Source organism: Acinetobacter sp. V89_4, assembly GCF_029967875.1.
In the GTDB taxonomy this organism is placed as follows: Bacteria; Pseudomonadota; Gammaproteobacteria; order Pseudomonadales; family Moraxellaceae; genus Acinetobacter; species Acinetobacter oleivorans.
This window is the reverse complement of the sequence record NZ_JASCAI010000005.1, coordinates 1-18,684: the sequence shown is the minus strand read 5'-3', so window position 1 is coordinate 18,684 and position 18,684 is coordinate 1. Positions and strand designations below refer to the sequence as shown.

At 39.6% G+C, this 18,684-nt stretch carries 19 protein-coding genes and 4 tRNA genes; 21 read left to right on the top strand and 2 right to left on the bottom strand.

All coding sequences use genetic code 11. The annotated features are described in order from the left end of the window. Window positions 1-7 precede the first annotated feature (7 nt). The gene (locus QLG01_RS02590) at window positions 8-1,960 is read left to right on the top strand and encodes a protein FilF (protein WP_282495761.1); all 1,953 of its coding nucleotides are present in this window, start codon (window positions 8-10) and stop codon (window positions 1,958-1,960) included. Window positions 1,961-2,012: 52 nt separating this feature from the next. Here the strand turns inward: QLG01_RS02590 and QLG01_RS02585 are convergent, their stop codons facing one another. Further along, window positions 2,013-2,561, bottom strand: a complete 549-nt coding sequence (locus tag QLG01_RS02585; protein ID WP_002115876.1) for an NUDIX hydrolase — start codon at window positions 2,559-2,561, stop codon at window positions 2,013-2,015. A gap of 114 nt (window positions 2,562-2,675) precedes the next feature. Here QLG01_RS02585 and QLG01_RS02580 point away from each other — a divergent pair, with 114 nt between their 5' ends. The 6 genes from QLG01_RS02580 to fghA all read left to right on the top strand — a co-directional run bounded on the left by QLG01_RS02580 (window position 2,676) and on the right by fghA (window position 7,856). Further along, entirely contained in the window at window positions 2,676-3,305 is a 630-nt protein-coding gene (locus QLG01_RS02580; RefSeq protein ID WP_085942204.1) for a CoA pyrophosphatase, read from the top strand. Between the two features lie 19 nt (window positions 3,306-3,324). Continuing rightward, window positions 3,325-3,852 carry a gamma carbonic anhydrase family protein gene (locus QLG01_RS02575; protein ID WP_151989121.1) on the top strand — a complete coding sequence of 176 codons (528 nt, stop codon included), beginning with the start codon at window positions 3,325-3,327 and terminating at the stop codon, window positions 3,850-3,852. A gap of 135 nt (window positions 3,853-3,987) precedes the next feature. After that, window positions 3,988-4,653, top strand: a complete 666-nt coding sequence (tsaB, locus tag QLG01_RS02570) for a tRNA (adenosine(37)-N6)-threonylcarbamoyltransferase complex dimerization subunit type 1 TsaB (protein WP_192455590.1) — start codon at window positions 3,988-3,990, stop codon at window positions 4,651-4,653. A 9-nt stretch (window positions 4,654-4,662) separates the two neighbouring features. Then, the gene (locus QLG01_RS02565; protein ID WP_198307527.1) at window positions 4,663-5,454 is read left to right on the top strand and encodes a class I SAM-dependent methyltransferase; all 792 of its coding nucleotides are present in this window, start codon (window positions 4,663-4,665) and stop codon (window positions 5,452-5,454) included. Between the two features lie 136 nt (window positions 5,455-5,590). Continuing rightward, window positions 5,591-7,042: a C13 family peptidase gene (locus QLG01_RS02560; RefSeq protein ID WP_005302864.1), complete on the top strand. Its 1,452-nt coding sequence runs from the start codon at window positions 5,591-5,593 to the stop codon at window positions 7,040-7,042. Continuing rightward, a complete protein-coding gene (fghA, locus tag QLG01_RS02555) occupies window positions 7,011-7,856 on the top strand; it encodes an S-formylglutathione hydrolase (protein ID WP_282495759.1) in 846 nt (281 codons plus the stop codon). The genes QLG01_RS02560 and fghA overlap by 32 nt, the downstream gene beginning before the upstream one ends. Here the strand turns inward: fghA and QLG01_RS02550 are convergent, their stop codons facing one another. Beyond that, on the bottom strand, window positions 7,857-8,129 hold the full coding sequence (locus QLG01_RS02550; RefSeq protein WP_000843452.1) for a DUF2218 domain-containing protein: 273 nt from the start codon (window positions 8,127-8,129) through the stop codon (window positions 7,857-7,859). 184 nt (window positions 8,130-8,313) lie between these two features. Between QLG01_RS02550 and rpe the strand changes: the two genes are divergently transcribed. The 14 genes from rpe (at window position 8,314) to QLG01_RS02480 (ending at window position 18,484) form a co-directional block, all read left to right on the top strand. Beyond that, window positions 8,314-9,000: a ribulose-phosphate 3-epimerase gene (gene rpe, locus QLG01_RS02545; protein ID WP_004794447.1), complete on the top strand. Its 687-nt coding sequence runs from the start codon at window positions 8,314-8,316 to the stop codon at window positions 8,998-9,000. Window positions 9,001-9,356: 356 nt separating this feature from the next. Further along, a complete protein-coding gene (locus tag QLG01_RS02540; RefSeq protein ID WP_282495758.1) occupies window positions 9,357-10,178 on the top strand; it encodes a Cof-type HAD-IIB family hydrolase in 822 nt (273 codons plus the stop codon). A gap of 103 nt (window positions 10,179-10,281) precedes the next feature. After that, entirely contained in the window at window positions 10,282-10,677 is a 396-nt protein-coding gene (locus QLG01_RS02535; RefSeq protein WP_267531554.1) for a hypothetical protein, read from the top strand. Between the two features lie 40 nt (window positions 10,678-10,717). Continuing rightward, entirely contained in the window at window positions 10,718-12,652 is a 1,935-nt protein-coding gene (locus QLG01_RS02530) for a copper resistance system multicopper oxidase (protein WP_282495757.1), read from the top strand. Continuing rightward, window positions 12,639-13,394 (top strand): copper resistance protein B, encoded by a 756-nt coding sequence (locus QLG01_RS02525; protein WP_282495756.1) that lies wholly within the window; start codon window positions 12,639-12,641, stop codon window positions 13,392-13,394. The genes QLG01_RS02530 and QLG01_RS02525 overlap by 14 nt, the downstream gene beginning before the upstream one ends. A 28-nt stretch (window positions 13,395-13,422) precedes the next feature. Then, complete coding sequence (locus tag QLG01_RS02520) at window positions 13,423-14,418, top strand: cation transporter (RefSeq protein ID WP_282495755.1); 996 nt, start codon at window positions 13,423-13,425, stop codon at window positions 14,416-14,418. Between the two features lie 149 nt (window positions 14,419-14,567). After that, the gene (locus QLG01_RS02515; RefSeq protein WP_013198888.1) at window positions 14,568-14,888 is read left to right on the top strand and encodes a multidrug efflux SMR transporter; all 321 of its coding nucleotides are present in this window, start codon (window positions 14,568-14,570) and stop codon (window positions 14,886-14,888) included. Window positions 14,889-14,900: 12 nt separating this feature from the next. Further along, window positions 14,901-15,380: a methylated-DNA--[protein]-cysteine S-methyltransferase gene (locus tag QLG01_RS02510; protein ID WP_013198887.1), complete on the top strand. Its 480-nt coding sequence runs from the start codon at window positions 14,901-14,903 to the stop codon at window positions 15,378-15,380. A 133-nt stretch (window positions 15,381-15,513) separates the two neighbouring features. Further along, window positions 15,514-16,734 carry a bifunctional glutamate N-acetyltransferase/amino-acid acetyltransferase ArgJ gene (gene argJ, locus QLG01_RS02505; RefSeq protein WP_282495754.1) on the top strand — a complete coding sequence of 407 codons (1,221 nt, stop codon included), beginning with the start codon at window positions 15,514-15,516 and terminating at the stop codon, window positions 16,732-16,734. Between the two features lie 144 nt (window positions 16,735-16,878). Continuing rightward, complete coding sequence (nadA, locus tag QLG01_RS02500; RefSeq protein ID WP_004794428.1) at window positions 16,879-17,943, top strand: quinolinate synthase NadA; 1,065 nt, start codon at window positions 16,879-16,881, stop codon at window positions 17,941-17,943. A gap of 142 nt (window positions 17,944-18,085) precedes the next feature. Continuing rightward, window positions 18,086-18,162: transfer RNA gene (locus QLG01_RS02495), tRNA-Pro, on the top strand. A gap of 56 nt (window positions 18,163-18,218) precedes the next feature. After that, window positions 18,219-18,295: transfer RNA gene (locus QLG01_RS02490), tRNA-Arg, on the top strand. Between the two features lie 32 nt (window positions 18,296-18,327). After that, window positions 18,328-18,403, top strand: a tRNA-His gene (locus QLG01_RS02485). Window positions 18,404-18,407: 4 nt separating this feature from the next. Then, window positions 18,408-18,484: transfer RNA gene (locus QLG01_RS02480), tRNA-Pro, on the top strand. The last annotated feature ends 200 nt before the right edge of the window (window positions 18,485-18,684 follow it).

Here is an 18,684-nt window from a genome sequence, read left to right as displayed (position 1 = left end):
GTATCTAATGAATAAAAAAGTTTTATGGCCTTTTGCACTAACCACATTAGCGATTATGCTAAATGGTTGTGGTGGCGGTAGTTCCAATATTAGTGAAGATCCGAATTCTGGTACTAATAACGGAAATTTATCTTCAGGTAGTTGTACGCCAACAACGAGCGACACTGGTGCAGAAGATACAACTTGTTTGCAATTCGCTTTAGATTACCCAATAGCTGGTATTAATTTCGATTGTAGTTCGGCAACAAATTTTCATTATGCGACTAAACTTTCAGGAAATGCGGTAATTGGGTCGTGCAAAGTAGGAGATACAGCACGTTTTTATATTCAAAGTAAAGATAATAAAAAGGTTTTCTTAGGAAACGTTAATCTGGATACGATTGGGAAGTTTACTGCCGTGAATGGTAGGACTAAAGTGATCAATCCGATATATCTAAGAGTGCTGGATTTAGCAAGTGGTATTACAGGTAAAACTCCAGCAACATTAGATAAAAATGATGAAACAATTAAAGTAGCGATTGCTTTAATAAAAATCTTTCAAAGTATTGGCGTGGAAAATGATGATAACCTGATTGGGGATATACAACCCACCCAACTTACAGATACAAAGAAAGATCAGCTTACTAAAATTTCTCAGAGCATAACAGCTACAGAATTAAAAAATGGTGCGTATGCAAATATTTTAAAACCTTGGTTAGATGTAGGACAAATTTCTGATGATGAAGCTTATAAGTTAGTTGTACAAACGACCAACTTAAGTAATGCTGGCATTTTTGAGTCATTCAATTTATTTACTAGTTCAAGTCCCATATTTCAAAACTATCAAGTTTTTTATGGATGTAATAGAACTACACAGGAAGAATGTTTTAATAACACAATTAACTTAAGACATTCAGCAGATGAGTTTTATTTATTATCAGACCGACAAGGTTATACATTAGGATATGGTTTGCAGTGGAAGGGTAATGCTATTGTAATAAACAATCAAGTACAAAACCCTTATTTGTTAACCTCAAAAGTTAAACCAGCTAGATTAAATGCAAATGCACAGAATACTTGGTTAAATCCTATTAGCCGTGAGATTCAGCCAACGACTCCACTTCGTTTAAGCGCTTCTGATAATCCGAATGAAGATTTACAGATTTATCAAGGTAAATTCTTTAATGATTATGGAGTGGCAGGAACAGAACCATTCTATAAATACTTAACAAAACTCAGTACAGGTAATCCGCAACATTATGGCCTCTGGCGTCAAAATGTTGATGGTGATAGCTACAATGGGATATTGAGTATTGTTAAAAGTAGTCCTATTAGTTATCTAGAGAGAAGGGTTTTCAAAACTTCTGGTAACGTAAAGGTGGGAGAGAATTATATTTTTCCTCTTTATGCGACTCTGACATTTAATTTTTCAGATAAGACGATTCAACCTGTAAATTTAGGTATTGTTATTGATGAACATGGGGATATTCGTACTGATATCAAACCTAATTCAACAACAAATGATATGTCAGGCCAATGTGCGACTGTGTCTGAAAATAGTTTAGTGGATAGTAATGGCGTACAACAATATCGAATTGGTACTACAGCGGCGACAGTTGATGATCCTTCAAATAGCCAACAGTCTGTTTACGTTCGTATGATTTTATCTAATCCGAAATTTGAGAATATTGATGGTGCGATGGTTGGGGTAACTTTTGTAGGCGTTTCTCCGGGACCTGCGAAATTGAATCTATTTAATTTATTGGCAAATAAGGTAGATAGTACGAGCATTGATTTCGATACTAATACTGCTTGGTTTAATCAACATGCGGCAGCTCAAGAAAGCTATAATACGCTTAAGGATGTGCCTGCTCCAACCACTGCGGATAAAGCTTTGGCTCAACGTAAATTTGGTACTGTAACAATCAAACTAGCGGATCAATCTATTCCAGCTTGTAAAGCAATTAAAACTAAGTCTTAACATATTAAACAAATAAAAAGACCGCTTAGCGGTCTTTTTATTATCTAATTGATTAACCCGTATGATCTAAACGCGTACCCAAAGTTTCAAGATGTGTTGGGAAAACTTGTTTTTTACGGTCTTCAAAATAATGTCTTAATGTATGTTCAACACTAGGGAACGCAAGTTCACCCCATGGAATTTCATGTTCTTCAAACAGACGACTCTCAATGCTTTCTTCACCTGCACCAAAAATTCCATCTTTCAGCTGTGCTTTGAATAGTACATAAATTTGACCAATACGCGGAATATTGTACATACAATACAGTTGTTCTATTTCTATCTCGGCTTCTGCTTCTTCTCGAGTTTCGCGTGCTGCACCTTGCTCCATGGTTTCGAACAATTCCATATAGCCAGCAGGCAAAGTCCATAAACCATAACGAGGTTCAATCGCACGACGACAGAGTAATACTTTGTCTTCCCATAACGCTAAGGCACCGCAGATTACTTTGGGGTTTTCATAGTGAATATTTCCACAATGAGTACAAACACGGCGTACTTTATGATCACCTAAAGGAATTTTTTGTTCGGTTTTATGCCCACACGCTACACAGAAACTCATAATTATCATCGAGTATAGAGATGACTCAGCATAACTGAATTTTTAGACTTACGCATCAACTCTATTCCCTAAGTTTGATTTTCAGATATGATGCAAAGAGAGATAGAATAATAGGTGAATGGTATGGAAGAGCACTTGCTAACACAAAAGTTACAGCAAAGATTGCGCTTTTCCACCCGCATACAAGAAGCACAAGCAGCAGTACTGATTGCAATTACTAATGAAAATGATCCAAAGGTACTACTCACACGCCGTTCAATACATATGAACAACCATGCGGGGGAAGTTTCTTTTCCGGGTGGAAAGCGTGATCCTAGTGATACCAGTAATATTGTTGTAGCGTTAAGAGAAGCTCAGGAAGAGACAGCTTTAAACCCGTTCGATGTGCAGCTTTTAGGTGATTTACCAATGCAACGTGCAAGAAGTGGTTTGTCTGTAAAACCAATCGTTGGGCTTATTCCTCCTGAGGTCACTTTAATACCTCAGCCTACGGAAATTGATCGAATTTTCTTTGTCCCGTTGCAGCAACTTATCGAGACGCGTCCAACACCCTATGAAGTTCGATATGCTCACCAGTCTTTATATTTTCCAAGCTTACAGATTGATAATGAAATCATTTGGGGTTTAACTGCTCGTATGTTAGTTGCTCTGTTTAAATATGGATTGGGTTATCAAAAAGATTGGCCATTTTTACTCAACTCGCCAACCTTTGGAATGCCAAAGTTTTCTCATAAGAATAAATGATCAGGATTGATAAATTATGATGTATAGCTATCAAGGACAGCACCCAAAAGCCTTACATGAGCCATGGGATGGTTGGGTTGCTCCAACAGCAACGCTCATTGGACAAGTAGAGTTAGGGCGTCAAGTCAGCATTTGGTTTGGAGCTGTAGTACGTGCCGATAACTGTATAGTTCGAATTGGTGATTTCTCTAATATTCAAGAAAATTCTGTATTACATACCGATGCTGGACTTGAGTTAAATATTGGTGAATATGTCACCGTTGGGCATAAAGTCATGCTACATGGCTGCACGATTGGTGATAATAGTTTGATTGGTATGAACGCCGTAATTTTAAATCGGGCTGTAATTGGTAAAAACTGTATTATTGGTGCGAATGCCTTAATTCCTGAAGGGAAGGTGATTCCAGATAATTCAGTGGTGATGGGTTCACCTGGCAAAATTGTCAAAACTTTAGATGAAGATGGCGCTGCAAAAATACGTTTGAGTGCATTGCATTATGCTGAGCACTTTAAGAACTATGCAGATTTAAAAGAATTCCACTTTTAACTCTTTTTTAGCAAAATATTTTTATGCCAAGCACAAGCTTGGCATTTTTATTTAGAAAGAGAACAACTCGCCTATCAGAGCCGAGTGGGGTATCATAACCCTCGTTTTTAATCTGATTTAATACTAAGGTTGTGCATGAAATTGCTGGCGTTGGAAACTGCAAATGAGCAGTGTTCTATTTCATTAGTCGATGAAACCCAAGAACTGTTTTTTCAACTCGATACGCGGGCGAAAGCACAAACCCAGACCATTTTGCCCATGATTGAGCAGGGGCTACAGCAAACAGGTCTTGAGGTTGCTGGTCTAGATGCGATTGCCTTTAGCCGTGGGCCGGGTTCTTTTAGTGGTGTTCGCATTAATGCAGCTGTGACTCAGGCGTTGGCATGGTCACAAGATTTACCTGTTATTCCTGTTTCGAGTTTGCAAGCTTTAGCTCAAGCGGCATACCGACTTGAAGGTTTGAAACAAGTGACTGCGGTTCTCGATGCGCGTATGAACGAAGTTTACATTGCAAGTTATGTTCTAGATGAACATGGAATTATGCAATGTATTGATGAAGAAAAATTAATGGGCTACGAACCAGCTGCTGCTTACGCAAAACATTGCTTAATTGGTTCGGGCGCAAAGTTACTTCAAGCTGATGCAGATCATCAAACAATCACTGCAACTGCACAAGACATTGCTTCTATTGCACGTGTTTATGCAGCAGAAAAGCAGTGGGTTGATGCTGAACATGCTTTGCCAGTTTATTTACGTGATGATGCATGGAAAAAAATAGCAGATCAGGGTAAAGCAAAATAAAGGCGAATCATGCACATATATTTTGAAGTAGATTTTCAAGAACAAGCACAGCACTACCAGGCTGTGCTTTGTTCTAGAGGTGTGACTGTAGATTTACAGTTAGTTGAAAAACTGAATGCGCGTTTTCTGCGTTTAAATCCTGAGTTGGCACTTTGTGTGGATGAAAACGGATTATGGTTATCTGCAAATGGCATGAAAATGCAGCCCGATTGGAAAGCCGAAATTTCCCGTTTAAAACGTGCAAGTCTTAAATCAGAAATGATTGCTCGGGCTTGTCAGTTAGGTGAAAAACCAATACTGGTTGATGCTACAGCAGGCTTAGGCCACGATAGTTTACTCATGGCTTATTTAGGCGCACAAATACAATTGGTTGAACGCCATCCAATTTTATTTACCTTACTTGAAGATGCAAAAGCACAAGCTGAACAAGACAGCTTTTTAAGCCAATTTATGGATCGGATTCAACTGATCTTTGCTGATTCTGCAAGTTATTTACAACAGTTACAGCAAACAGCTCAAATGGTTGATGTAGTTTATCTAGATCCGATGTTTCCACAGCGTGACCAGAATCACCAAGCCATCAAAAAACAAGCTCAGGTTAAAAAACAGATGCAGCTTTTACACCTACTTTTACCCGAAGATGGTGAAATGGATCTGGGGGATAATTTGCTTGTTTTGGCTCAGAAAGTTGCTAAACGTGTAGTCGTTAAACGACCGCGCCATGCTATTTTCTTGGCGAATCAAGAGCCAGCTCATCAATGGCAAGGAGATGCTTGTCGTTTTGATGCGTATTTTCAGTAGGCTTATGTAAGGTTAGGTTTTATTGCTTGAATAATGCACAAATATATGTGATATAGTTCAAAAGCATGATTGCTAAAATTCTTAGCAGGCATACACTTAAGATGCCTGACAAAAACGAAATTTTTGAAAACCTTTTATGATTGATCTTAAACCCTCCATTAACTTTTGGCATGATTTTAAAAGCAACCAAATTGCCGGAATGTGGCTGTTTTTGGGATCAAGACGTTCTCTACAAATTGTACATCCATCTATTCTTCAGTTGATTGTTTGGGGAATTTTAGGGGGATGTACTAACTCTCTGTATAGTTGGCTTGTCGCTGGTCAAATCGGTGATTTCAATTCACAAGGTTTAATTGGTTATGCACTTTGGCCATTCATTGCCTTAATTGTCGGTATTTTCTTATCCCAGCGCACCAACCAACCTCGTTTAATGCTAGTACCTGCTTTACTGTGGTTGGTTCTAGATACAAATATCTTATTAATTCAATGTTTAATTCAGTATTTGGGTTCTAACGGTTATCTCAACTTTATTCCCGATGCTATTTATAACGGAATTTTACCGAGCTTATTTGTGGCTTTGTTTGTGTGGCAAAGTTTAGCGGTGATTTGGGTTTTCTCACGCGAACTTAAGTGGCCTTGGTGGGAACGTGCACTCGTCATGGTTGCGACTATTGCAACGATGGTAGTGTGGCAACTTTCTGTAAAAGATCAACCGATTTGGAAGGTAGAAGATTCGGCTCCAACATTTGCTGAAGATGCTTTTTACGCACAAAGTAAATTGCTGAGTGATTCTTTAGAGCAAGTCCAATATGGCGAGCAGGCAAAAAGTCATTGGTATTTTTTAGGTGTTGCTGGCGATAGTTACCAAGATGTTTTTAAATCGGAAGTGGTCCGTATTAAAGAACAGTTTGATACACGTTTTGGAACGATTGGTCGTTCGATGATGTTGGTCAATAATCCAGATACCCGCACAGAAATTCCGATTGCCTCGAAAACCAGTATCGAGTTAGCCCTACGCCGTATGGGGCAGCAAATGAACCGTGATAGCGATGTCCTATTTCTATATATGACTTCACACGGTGAACAGAATCACTTCGAAATTGAAAATGCACCATTAGATTTAGGGCAAGTAGACCCGAAATGGTTGCGTGAAACACTTGATAAATCTGGTATTCGCTGGCGCGTGATTGTTATCTCAGCCTGTTATTCAGGAAGCTTTATTCCTGCTTTACAGTCTCCTGATACTTTAATTATTACCGCATCTGCCGCTGATAAAACTTCTTTTGGATGTAATAACGAAGCTGACTATACCTATTTTGGACGAGCTTTCTTTGATTTGGCTATGCGAGAGCAATCGTCGATGAAAGACTCATTTAACACAGCTAAGCAAACAGTAACCAAATGGGAAGTGGCTCAAGGTGTTGAACCTTCAGAGCCTCAGTGGATGATTGGTAAAAATATGGAACTTATGCTACCTCAATTGGAAAAGTATCTATTTCCTCAGCAAAATACAGGTAGTGTAGATATTGCTCAAACAAAAACAGAGGCTAAAAACGATGCAACTCCTGCAAAAAAACCGCTGCTTTGAGGGCGAGCAGCGTATATACCAATTTGAATCTTCTTATTTAAAAGGACCAGCGAAGTTTGGTGTTTATTTACCACCAGTAGCTCTAGAAGGTAAAGCTTGCTCAACTTTGTTTTACTTAGCTGGGTTAACGTGTACTGAAGAAACCTTTGCCATTAAAGCACATGCACAGCATATGGCCGCACAGCTGAGCCTAATATTGATTACCCCAGACACTTCTCCTCGTGGAGAACAAGTCGCAGCAGGAGATAACTGGGATATTGGACAAGGCGCGGGCTTTTATATTAATGCTACACAAGCACCATGGTCTGAGCATTATCAAATGGAAAGCTATTTAATTGATGAGTTATATCCACTCATTTTAAAAAGCTTTCCTGTAAACGCTCAACAAGTTGGTATCTTTGGACACTCAATGGGTGGCCACGGTGCATTAACTTTAGCGTTTAAATATCCTGAAAAGTTTAAGTCGGTATCTGCTTTCGCACCGATCTGTGCGCCAACTGAGTGTGCATGGGGAGACAAAGCCTTTAGTCATTATTTAGGTGCAGATCGCGATAGCTGGTTGGCTCATGATGCCACAGCTTTAGTCTCAAAAAATGGTGCAGTATTTGACGAAATTTTGGTTGATCAGGGATTAGATGATCAATTTTATGAACAACTTCACCCTGAAAAATTTAAGCAAGCATGTTTAAAAGCAGGACAGCCTTTGACTTTAAGACAACATGCTGGCTATGATCATGGTTATTACTTTATTCAAACCTTTATGGATGAGCATTTACAGTTCCATGCAATCCAATTAGAAAAGGTCGCTGGCTAATTAGTGTTGCCATTCAACCTGAAATTCTTGTTGAGCCATACGGTTTAGATGATCAAGCACCACTTTTTCTAAGTGATCGTGGTCATCTAACTGGCTATCAATAGCAACGTTTAACTGCTCTGTTTCTGGTGCAAGTGTAATCGTTGCTGTAGGCATTAAGATTTTAAAATCTTGTTCAGTTTCTTGTACTTCAAACTTGTGCTTCCAATGATTAACTAGACGTTTTGCAATGCGTTTTCCATCGTTTGTTAATAGATGAGTTGTGCTTTTCATTATCAATCCTCACATTGGTTTAATGTACCTTAACAAATTCGTTTCGCCGTTAGCATTCTATTGTTGCAACGTTACGTTGCAAGTTTGAAATGTTGTCATTTAAGCAAGGAAGGGCAGGTCAAGTAGGTTCTTTTTTGTTATAATTTTCAGCCTCTCCTTAAATTTTTAGCCAGGTCATCCACCTATGTCCAAGCCTTACTTGATTGCTCCTTCTATTTTATCTGCCGATTTTGCTCGTTTAGGTGAAGATGTAGACAAAGTGTTAGCCGCAGGTGCCGATGTAGTACATTTTGATGTGATGGATAATCACTATGTTCCAAATTTAACTTTTGGTGCTGGTGTATGTAAGGCTTTAAAAAATTATGGGATTACAGCTCCTGTTGACGTGCATCTAATGGTATCTCCAGTTGATCGAATTATTGGAGACTTTTTGGAAGCTGGTGCTGATATTATTACGTTCCACCCAGAAGCATCTCACCACATTGATCGCTCATTACAGCTGATTAAGTCAGGCGGTGCTAAAGCTGGTTTAGTCTTTAACCCAGCAACGCCGTTGCACTATTTAGATTACGTGCTTGATAAAGTAGATCAAATTTTAATAATGAGCGTAAACCCAGGTTTTGGTGGACAAAAGTTCATTCCAATGACATTAGAAAAATTGCGTGAAGCTCGTAAAATTATCGATGCAAGTGGTCGTGATATTCGTTTAGAAGTTGATGGTGGTGTTGGTCCTGCAAATATTCGTGAAATTGCAGAAGCGGGTGCAGATATGTTTGTTGCTGGTTCAGCTATTTTTGGTCAACCAGATTATAAAGTTGTGATTGATCAAATGCGTGCAGAGCTTGCGAAAGTAGGCAGTGTAGACGCTTAAAAAGCATGTTGAACTGAGAATAAGCTTGTGGATAACTTTGTTTATAACTATATGGATAACTGTGTTGATAACCGTATGGATAAGATGTTGGTAAAATAAACAAAATTAGATCAACTGTTTATTCTCTAAGCGAAATGTATGAAAAAAGAACGTTTTGGCGTTCTTTTTTTATGCGTGTTGAATATTTTATTATCTGATTTTTTATTAAGCTTTGCTAAAAAATAACCTGTGCAAAAAACGATACGGCTCTGTGTGAAAATTTTTTAGAGATAGATAAGTATAAAACTGTAAAAGTGTCATGAAAAATAAAGCTAAATTTGCTTTAATAAGATTTTAGTAAGAGATTTAGATAATTAATGACGATAAAAATTTTAGCGGTAGATATGGATGGGACTTTTCTTAATTCTAAGAAGCAGTACAACAAAGCACGTTTTTTAAAACAGTACGAACAACTTAAACAAAATAATATTCATTTCGTGGTTGCCAGTGGTAACCAACTCGCAAAGCTAATTACCTATTTTCCAGAAATTAGTCATGAAATTGCTTTTATTGCAGAAAATGGCGCGCATGTTGTAGATGCAGGGCAAGAAATAGCTTTTGCTCATTTAAGTCAGCAGCAATATATTGAGATTTTAAAAGCAATTGACTCTTCATATACCTCAACCATGGTGATCTGTGGGAAACAGAGTGCTTATGTGCATAGCAGCATGAACGCAGAGGACTATGCCAAAGTCGCTCGATACTTTGAAAAGCTAACAGTTATTGATGATTTTTATGCACTAGATGACTTGGTGTGTAAAATTACTTTTACTGCTCAGGAAAACGAAAGCTTTGCGATTTTTGAACATTTTCAGAAAAAAAGTTTTGTTGCAGACAAAGTCTTAGTGCCTGTTTCAAGTGGTTTTGGTTTTATCGATTTAATTCTTCCAGATCAGCATAAAGCGCATGGCTTGAAGCTATTACTGCAAAAATGGCAGGTTAAAGCTGATCAAGTGGTCGCGATTGGTGATAACAATAATGATATCCAGATGATCAAAGCTGTCGGTTATGGGTTTGCGGTTGAAAATGCCGTACAAGCTTTGAAAGCAGTAGCTCCTTATACAACTGTAAGTAATGAACAAGAAGGTGCATTGCAGGTAATTGATTTAGTCCTTCAGCATCAATCACCATTTGCTTAATTACTTTAAAACAAACAGTTAAGATTGAAAATTGTATCTGTTTGAAAACTTGGTTATGCTAATGGGGTTAAGATTACTCATCGGCTCTAGGCGATAAACCACAATGGCTCTACAACACTTACGCAAGTATGCTTGGTTTGTGTTCCTAATGACTTTGGTCATTGGGTGGAGTGGTGTGTCTGTTGCTCAGACGCCTATGCAGCATGATCTTCACACTATGCCGTGTCATAGTGAAAAAACTTCGCATAAGAATATGCATATTCAAACAGATGATCAGACTGTATGTCATCAAAATATGACACAGTCTCTTAACTCACATGGTGAGCATTGTCAGGACTGTAACCCAGTTCATTGTCAAATTGTGAATTTGGCATTACAGCAAGCTGTACCAGATATTGACTCGCAGTTCATTCCAATCTCGTCTCAATTTAGCAGTATTTATCAGGCTCAGCATTTAGCCGGATACTGGCAAGAAATTTTACGTCCTCCAAAAGCTTAATCCTTTCTTACTTATTTTTTTAGTTCAAAGGATTACAGCAATGTCACATAAAACAATTAGCAGCCTCGTCGCTGTATTTGGTCTATTCGTTTCACCATGGACCCTCGCGGCAATTAAGGAATATCACCTTAATATTAATGAACAACAGGTCAATGTTACGGGTCAGCCGCTCAAACGAATTACCGTAAATGGAAAATTTACAGCACCACTTCTTGAGTTTGAAGAAGGAGATGAGGCTGTTATTCATGTTCATAACCAATTAAAGAATCAAGACACGTCTTTGCACTGGCATGGGTTATTACTGCCAGGGTTAATGGATGGCGTACCGGGTTTCAATGGTTTTAAAGGAATCGCTCCAAATGGAGATTTTGTTTACCGCTTTAAGGTGAAACAAAACGGCACGTATTGGTATCACGCTCATAGTAAAGGCCAAGAGCAAGATGGTTTATATGGCCCGCTCGTGATTTATCCAAAAGGGAAAATACCCGTAGCTGCACATGAAAAAACTGATCGTGATTATGTGGTGATGCTTTCAGATTTTCATCATTCTTCTAGCGATAGCATTATGAAAAATTTGAAGAAATCTGCTGAGTATTATCAAAACCGCCGTGAAACCGTATCTGATGTTTTGAAGCAAGTTAAAACACAAGGCTTAAAAGCAACTTGGCAAGATCGTTCGATGTGGAATCAGATGCGGATGTTAAAAACCGATATGTCTGATGTGACGGGTTATACCTTCTTAGTTAATGGCAAGACACCACAGCAAAACTGGACAGGTAATTTTAAAGCTGGTGATAAGGTTCGATTACGGTTTATTAACGCATCGGCAATGTCATTTTTTGATGTCAGAATTCCAAATTTGAAAATGACAGTCGTAAGTGCAGATGGGCAGCCAGTTAAACCTGTTGCAATTGATGAGTTTCGTATTGGCACAGCCGAAACCTACGATGTGATCGTAGAACCTAAACAACCAAATTATCAGATTGAAGCAGAGTCTATTGACCGCAGTGGTTTTGCCATTGGGACTTTGCACAATGAAAATACGCAAGCTGTAGAGCCAGTTCAAATGCTGCAACCACGTCCACGTTCTTTGCTAACCATGGATGATATGGGCATGAGTCATGGCAATGGGGCAAGTGATGAACATGCTGGCCATCAAATGAACATGCAACACGACATGTCGGCTATGCCTGAAATGAAAAAAGAAGAGAGCCAGACTAATCATGATCATACGATGATGAACATGAGCCATGACATGAAAAATATGTCATCTGGCCAACATGATCATTCTATGATGCAAATGAAGCATGACATGTCAGCGATGCCTGAAATGAAACATGATATGCAGGCAATGTCATCGAGTGAACATGACCACGCTATGATGAATATGAAGCATGAGATGCCTGCGCAATCTGAGAATAAAACTAAAAAGGATGAACCCGTTTATGGCTGGGCAAATGCTTCGACACCAGAGGGTATGAAAGCGCTGCAATATAGTGATTTGCAATCTTTAACACCTCAGCCAGACACACGTGCGCCAGAGCGAGAGCTTGTTATTCGTTTAGGCGGCAACATGGAGCGTTATATCTGGACTATTAATGGCAAGAAATTTAGCGAAGCTGAGCCATTGCAAGTTAAGTATGGCGAACGTATTCGTTTGAAGTTCGTGAATGACAGTATGATGGCTCATCCAATGCATTTACATGGCATGTTCATGCAATTGGAAAATGGCCAGCAAGCTGAAAACTTGCCAAATAAACATACCGTTATTGTTCCACCAGGAAAGACAGTTACTGCGTTATTAACAGCCGATGTCTTAGGAGAATGGGCGATTCATTGCCATCTGCTTTATCACATGAGTGCTGGAATGATGAATAAGTTGATCGTGGCTCAAGTGAATGATGGAGCAGTAGATGCATCTCAAGCACCTGTTCAATCTGAAAATGAAAAAGGAGCGAGTCATGCGCATCACTAAGTTATTTTCTCAAATGATATGTTGCGGTGTTTTCTCTGGTGTATCGGTTCTTGCTTTGGCACAAGAACCCTTAACGCATGATCATTTACGTGAACATGGTGGACAGATCTATCAGGCAACAAAAATTGATACTGGCTGGACTCAGAATGAAGAAGGAGAAGGCAGTTTTTCTTCTGAATTAGAAAGTTGGGTGGGAACTGATGAAAATAAATTGTTCATTAAAGCCCATGTTGAAAAAGCCGAGTCGGAAGATGCCAATTATGGCGGTTCAGTACTTTACAGTCGAAATGTAGCTGACTATTGGGATGTACAGGCTGGGGTAAATTACGAGCGTTTACAACGGGAAGATGAAAAGCAAGATCGCTGGGCAGGTGTAGTCGGTTTGCATGGCATGGCACCTTACTTTTTTGAAACCGATGCATATCTTTATGCAGGTGAAGACCAGCTATGGAAGCTAAGTTTAGAAACGGAAAGAGACTTACTCTTTACCCAAAAGCTAATTGGTAAACCTTATTTAAAAGCAGATGTTGTTTTGCAAGATGAATCTCGCTATGCCAGTAAAACAGGGTTATCAAGTTTACAAGCTGGTTTTCAAACCCGTTATGAAATCAACAAAAAGGTCATGCCATTTGTTGATATGGGATACGGCTATGAAAAAGGTTTAAAACAAACGGCTTGGCAAACTGGAACCGACTCTGAAAATGGTTGGTATTATGGAGCAGGGTTAACACTTAAGTTCTAATTGCCGAACAAAAATTAAGCTTAATGACATGCCATTGGTTTATACTGATGGCATTGTTTTTTGTGTCAGTTATGGTGCACAGATGGCTTTAGAAAAACAAGAGAATCAAATACATTTAAATAAAACCAGCTCTAGCTGCGGGTGCTCAAGCATGCCGTCTCAGGAGTATTCTACACCTAGTGAAGCTGTGCCTAGAAAGAGCCAATGGGTGAGTTATTATCATATTCCTCACATGGATTGTGCAGCTGAAGAACAAATGGTACGGATGGCTTTGGCTTCTTACGCTGAGGATATTCAAGAGCTTCATTTTGACTTGCCAGCACGGCATTTGGCGATTTATCACAGTGTTCAAGCTGAAAAGATCACCCAAAGCCTGCAACGTTTAGGACTAGGAGCAGAATTACAACAAACGCAGCCACATTATGAACCTGTTGAAAAACCTAAAAAGGTTCGAGCTAGCTCTTCAACCAATGCCTCACAAAAGCAAGTTTTACAATGGCTGTTACTCATTAATGGCATCATGTTTGTCATTGAGTTTATGGCAGGCATCATTGCTTCATCGACAGGATTAATCGCTGATTCGCTTGATATGTTTGCTGATGCTGCAATTTATGGCATTGCTTTATTTGTGGTAGGTAAAAATCTAAATGCACAATTAAAGGCTGCGCATCTTTCAGGATGGTTTCAGTTTGGCTTAGCCATGATTGTGTTAATTGATGTGTTGCGTCGTTTTATTTACGGCAGTGAACCTGTTTCAATTCTCATGATTTTAATTGGTGGATTGGCTCTTTCAGCCAATATTAGTTGCCTTTATTTAATGAGAGACCATAAAGAGAGTGGGGCACATATGAAGGCGAGTTATATCTTTTCTGCAAATGATGTCATCGTAAACTTGGGTGTCATTGTCGCAGGAATATTGGTTGCCATTACAGGTTCTCCTTATCCTGATTTAATGATTGGATTAATTATTGTCTTGTTTGTTTTAAATGGCGCACGAAAAATTTTACAGTTAAAAAACGAATAGTATTTTCTAAGACAGGCAAGCTTTAGATAAGGTTTGCCTTCATTTTTTATTTTAAAGTAAACTGAGTCCTCTCATAAAGGAGGAACGACCTCCCCCATATTGGGTAATCATGTCGGGACGACCTGACACTATAAAAATTAGTGAATGTTATGGCTTGGGCTATTTTAATTTTAGCAGGTGTATTTGAAATCATTTGGGCATATTCTATGAAAATGTCCGAAGGTTTTACACGTTTAACCCCTAGTGTTATTACCGTAGTTTTTATGATTTTGAGTGTAATTCTGCTTTCAATGTCAATGAAAACGTTACCCCTTGGTACTGCCTATACGGTTTGGACAGGAATTGGCGCAATCGGGTCATTTCTAGTCGGTATTTTCTTTCTTCATGAGCCTGTTGGCGCTATGCGAATGATTGCCGCTGTATTGATTGTGTCAGGTTTGGTTTTAATGAAAATTTCATCACCTTCCTAAGAGAATAAAACTATGTTGCTGTCTTATAAGTATATCAATTCGCCTGTTGGGCAATTAAAGCTGGTTGCGAATGAAAATGCTTTGGTGGCAATACTCTGGGACAATGAAAATCCAAAACGTGTTCGACTGGCCGAGCTAGTCGAACAACTTGAGCATCCAGTTTTACTAAAGACCGAACAACAATTAAAAGAATATTTTGAAGGTAAACGCCGTGAGTTTATATTGCCACTCGATTTCGAAGGAACCGTATTTCAAAAGCAGGTCTGGTCTGCTTTACTGACCATCCCTTATGGTGAAACAAGAAGTTATAAAGATATTGCTGTTCAAATTGGCAATGAAAAAGCGGTGAGAGCAGTTGGCGCGGCGAATGGCAAAAACCCGATTTCAATTATTGCACCTTGTCACCGAGTCATTGGTGCGGGTGGTGCTTTAGTTGGTTTTGCTGGTGGGCTTGATAAGAAAGACATTTTATTAAAACTAGAGCAACAATGAGCTGTTTTTGCGCTCGATTTTTTTAGACTTTTCTACTAAGCTGTCCACTATGATATTTCATGAAGAAAGTGCTTCATGGCATCGCTTTTTTTGAAATATTGATCTTATTCAACAAACTTTGGATGTTCTAAAAATGGCTGTCGGTGACGTAACAATGCCACAAATGCATGTGGTAAAAGGTGTAAAAATTGGCTCAACAGAAGCATATGTACGTTACCAAAACCGACGAGATTTAGTCATTTTTGAGTTTGCAGAAGGTTCAAATGTTGCAGGTGTATTTACTCAAAATGCATTTTGTGCAGCGCCTGTTCATGTTTCTAAAGCTCATCTTGCCGAAGGTAATCCTCGTTATTTAGTGATTAATACAGGTAATGCCAATGCAGGAACTGGACCTACGGGTTTGAAAAATGCTCAAGATACTTGTGCAAAATTGGCTGAGATTGCTGGGGTAAACAGTTTTGAAGTCCTTCCGTTTTCTACGGGGGTGATTGGTGAGCAGCTTCCGATGGAGCGTTTACTTGCTGGTCTTCAGCCAGCATTAAATAGCGTACAAGACGCGGCTTGGAATGATGCTGCATCTGGCATTATGACCACAGATACAGTACCTAAAGGTGCATCTGAACAATTTGAACTTGATGGCATTACTTATACCATGACAGGTATTAGTAAAGGCGCCGGAATGATTCGCCCGAACATGGCAACCATGTTGAGCTTTGTAGCAACAGATGCATCTATTAGCCGTGATTTAGTACAAAAGCTACTAAAAACCACGGTTGAGCATTCATTTAACCGTATTACGATTGATGGTGATACCTCAACAAATGACTCTTGTATTTTTGTAGCAACTGGTCAGGCGGGTGGCGCTGAAATTACATCAGACAGTGATGCACGCTATACTAAAGTGTTAGAAGTACTTGCTCGTGTAATGAATCGATTAGCACAGTTAATTGTTCGTGATGGCGAAGGCGCAACGAAGTTTATTACTGTAGCTGTAGAAGGTGGCGCAAATATTCAAGAATGTTGTGACATTGCTTATAGCATTGCGCATTCACCACTTGTCAAAACTGCGCTTTTTGCATCGGACCCGAACTGGGGACGTATTTTAGCTGCGATTGGCTATGCAGGAGTTAAAGACCTAGACGTGTCTAAAATTCAAGTGTGGTTAGACGACGTACAAATCTGTAAAGATGGCGGCGCAGCTGAGGACTATACCGAAGAAGCGGGCGCGCGTGTTATGGCTCAAACTGAAATTACCATTCGTGTTGATTTAGGACGTGGTCAGGCCAAAGACACGGTATATACCTGTGACTTATCTTACGACTATGTCAAAATTAATGCTGATTACCGTTCTTAAATATCAGTTATAATCAAGCCTCGACAAAGAGGCTTTTTTATTAGCCCCAACTTTTGATATTAAATGATTCAATCCATAAATCATTTAAGCAGTAACGTTATATGCGAGCAGGTATGCCAGCATGAAGGATAGAGAAGACGTTTTATGAGTGATGCGACTTTAATTGCCAACGATGCAAAAAACATTGTACAAGCGCATTTAGACCGTTTAGGTGAGCCAAAAGACAATCGCTTAAGTGAAGAAGCAAAACAACAAAAGTTTGCACAGATCGAAGCAGAGCTCAAAAAACGTGATGCTGTCCTTGTTGCTCATTACTATTGCGACCCTGAAGTACAGGAGCTTGCCGAAAAAACAGGTGGATGCGTTTCTGACTCTTTAGAAATGGCCCGTTTCGGACGAGATCATGCTGCCTCAACACTGGTTGTGGCTGGGGTCAAATTTATGGGAGAAACAGCAAAAATTCTGTCTCCTGAAAAAACAATTTTAATGCCGACACTTGAAGCAACCTGTTCACTCGACTTGGGCTGTCCAGTTGACGAGTTCACAGCATTTTGTGATCAGCACCCTGACCACACCGTAGTTGTTTATGCCAACACATCGGCTGCTGTTAAAGCACGTGCAGATTGGGTGGTGACTTCAAGCTGTGCTGTAGAAATTGTTGAACACCTAGATAGCTTAGGCGAAAAAATTATTTGGGCACCAGATCAGCACTTAGGTCGCTATATTCAAAAGAAAACTGGTGCAGATATGTTGCTTTGGGATGGTGCGTGTATTGTGCATGAAGAATTCCGTGCACGTGGTATTGCCAACATGAAAGCACTGTACCCAGATGCGGCTGTATTGGTACATCCAGAGTCACCAGAGTCGGTTGTAGACATTGCCGATGCGGTAGGTAGTACCTCTCAACTGATTAAAGCTGCGCAGACTTTGCCAAATGAAAGACTCATTGTGGCAACTGACCGCGGTATTTTCTACAAAATGCAGCAAGCGGTACCCAATAAGATTTTAGTTGAGGCACCAACAGCAGGTGAGGGTGCAACTTGTCGTTCATGTGCTCACTGTCCGTGGATGGCAATGAATGAACTCGATGGAATTTTAGAAGTTTTACAAAAAGGTGATCAGGAAATACACGTTGATCCAGCACTTGCTGAACGTGCCAAAATGCCTTTAGATCGAATGTTAGCCTTTAGTGCATCGTTAAAGCGTTAAAAAACTTCAAAATGCTTGTTAAATATACATTTGATAAGGATTTTTAACTTTTTTTGACAATAGGTGTTGACGTCTGAGGGCGTCGCGCCTAGAATGCACACCGTACCGCACGATGTGCGATACAGCAAAAGCTGAGATAGATCGGAGCATAGCACAGCCTGGTAGTGCACCTGGTTTGGGACCAGGGGGTCGTAGGTTCGAATCCTACTGCTCCGACCACTTAAAATAATATTTTAAGATCGGCGAAGTATCGCATGATAAGCATCATCGGTTAAGCGCCTGTAGCTCAGTTGGATAGAGCATCCGCCTTCTAAGCGGATGGTCACAGGTTCGAATCCTGTCAGGCGCGCCACTCGGTAGCTTGGTACATAGAACTATTTGATGGTGGATGTAGCTCAGTTGGTAGAGCCCTGGATTGTGATTCCAGTTGTCGCGGGTTCGAATCCCGTCATTCACCCCAATTTCGGAGCATAGCACAGCCTGGTAGTGCACCTGGTTTGGGACCAGGGGGTCGTAGGTTCGAATCCTACTGCTCCGACCATATTTTAAAAGCGTTCAAGCTTTAAAAAATATCCCAAAGATTAAAAAGAATTTCTTCTTGTCGTATTGATAGAAGGAATTTTTTTGTTTTCTAGTTCGAAATTTTAATTCAATCACACTCCAATATTTGAACGTGTTTATATAAGCTCTGTTCTCTGTTCTCTGTTCTCTGTTCTCTGTTCTCTGTTCTCTGTTCTCTGT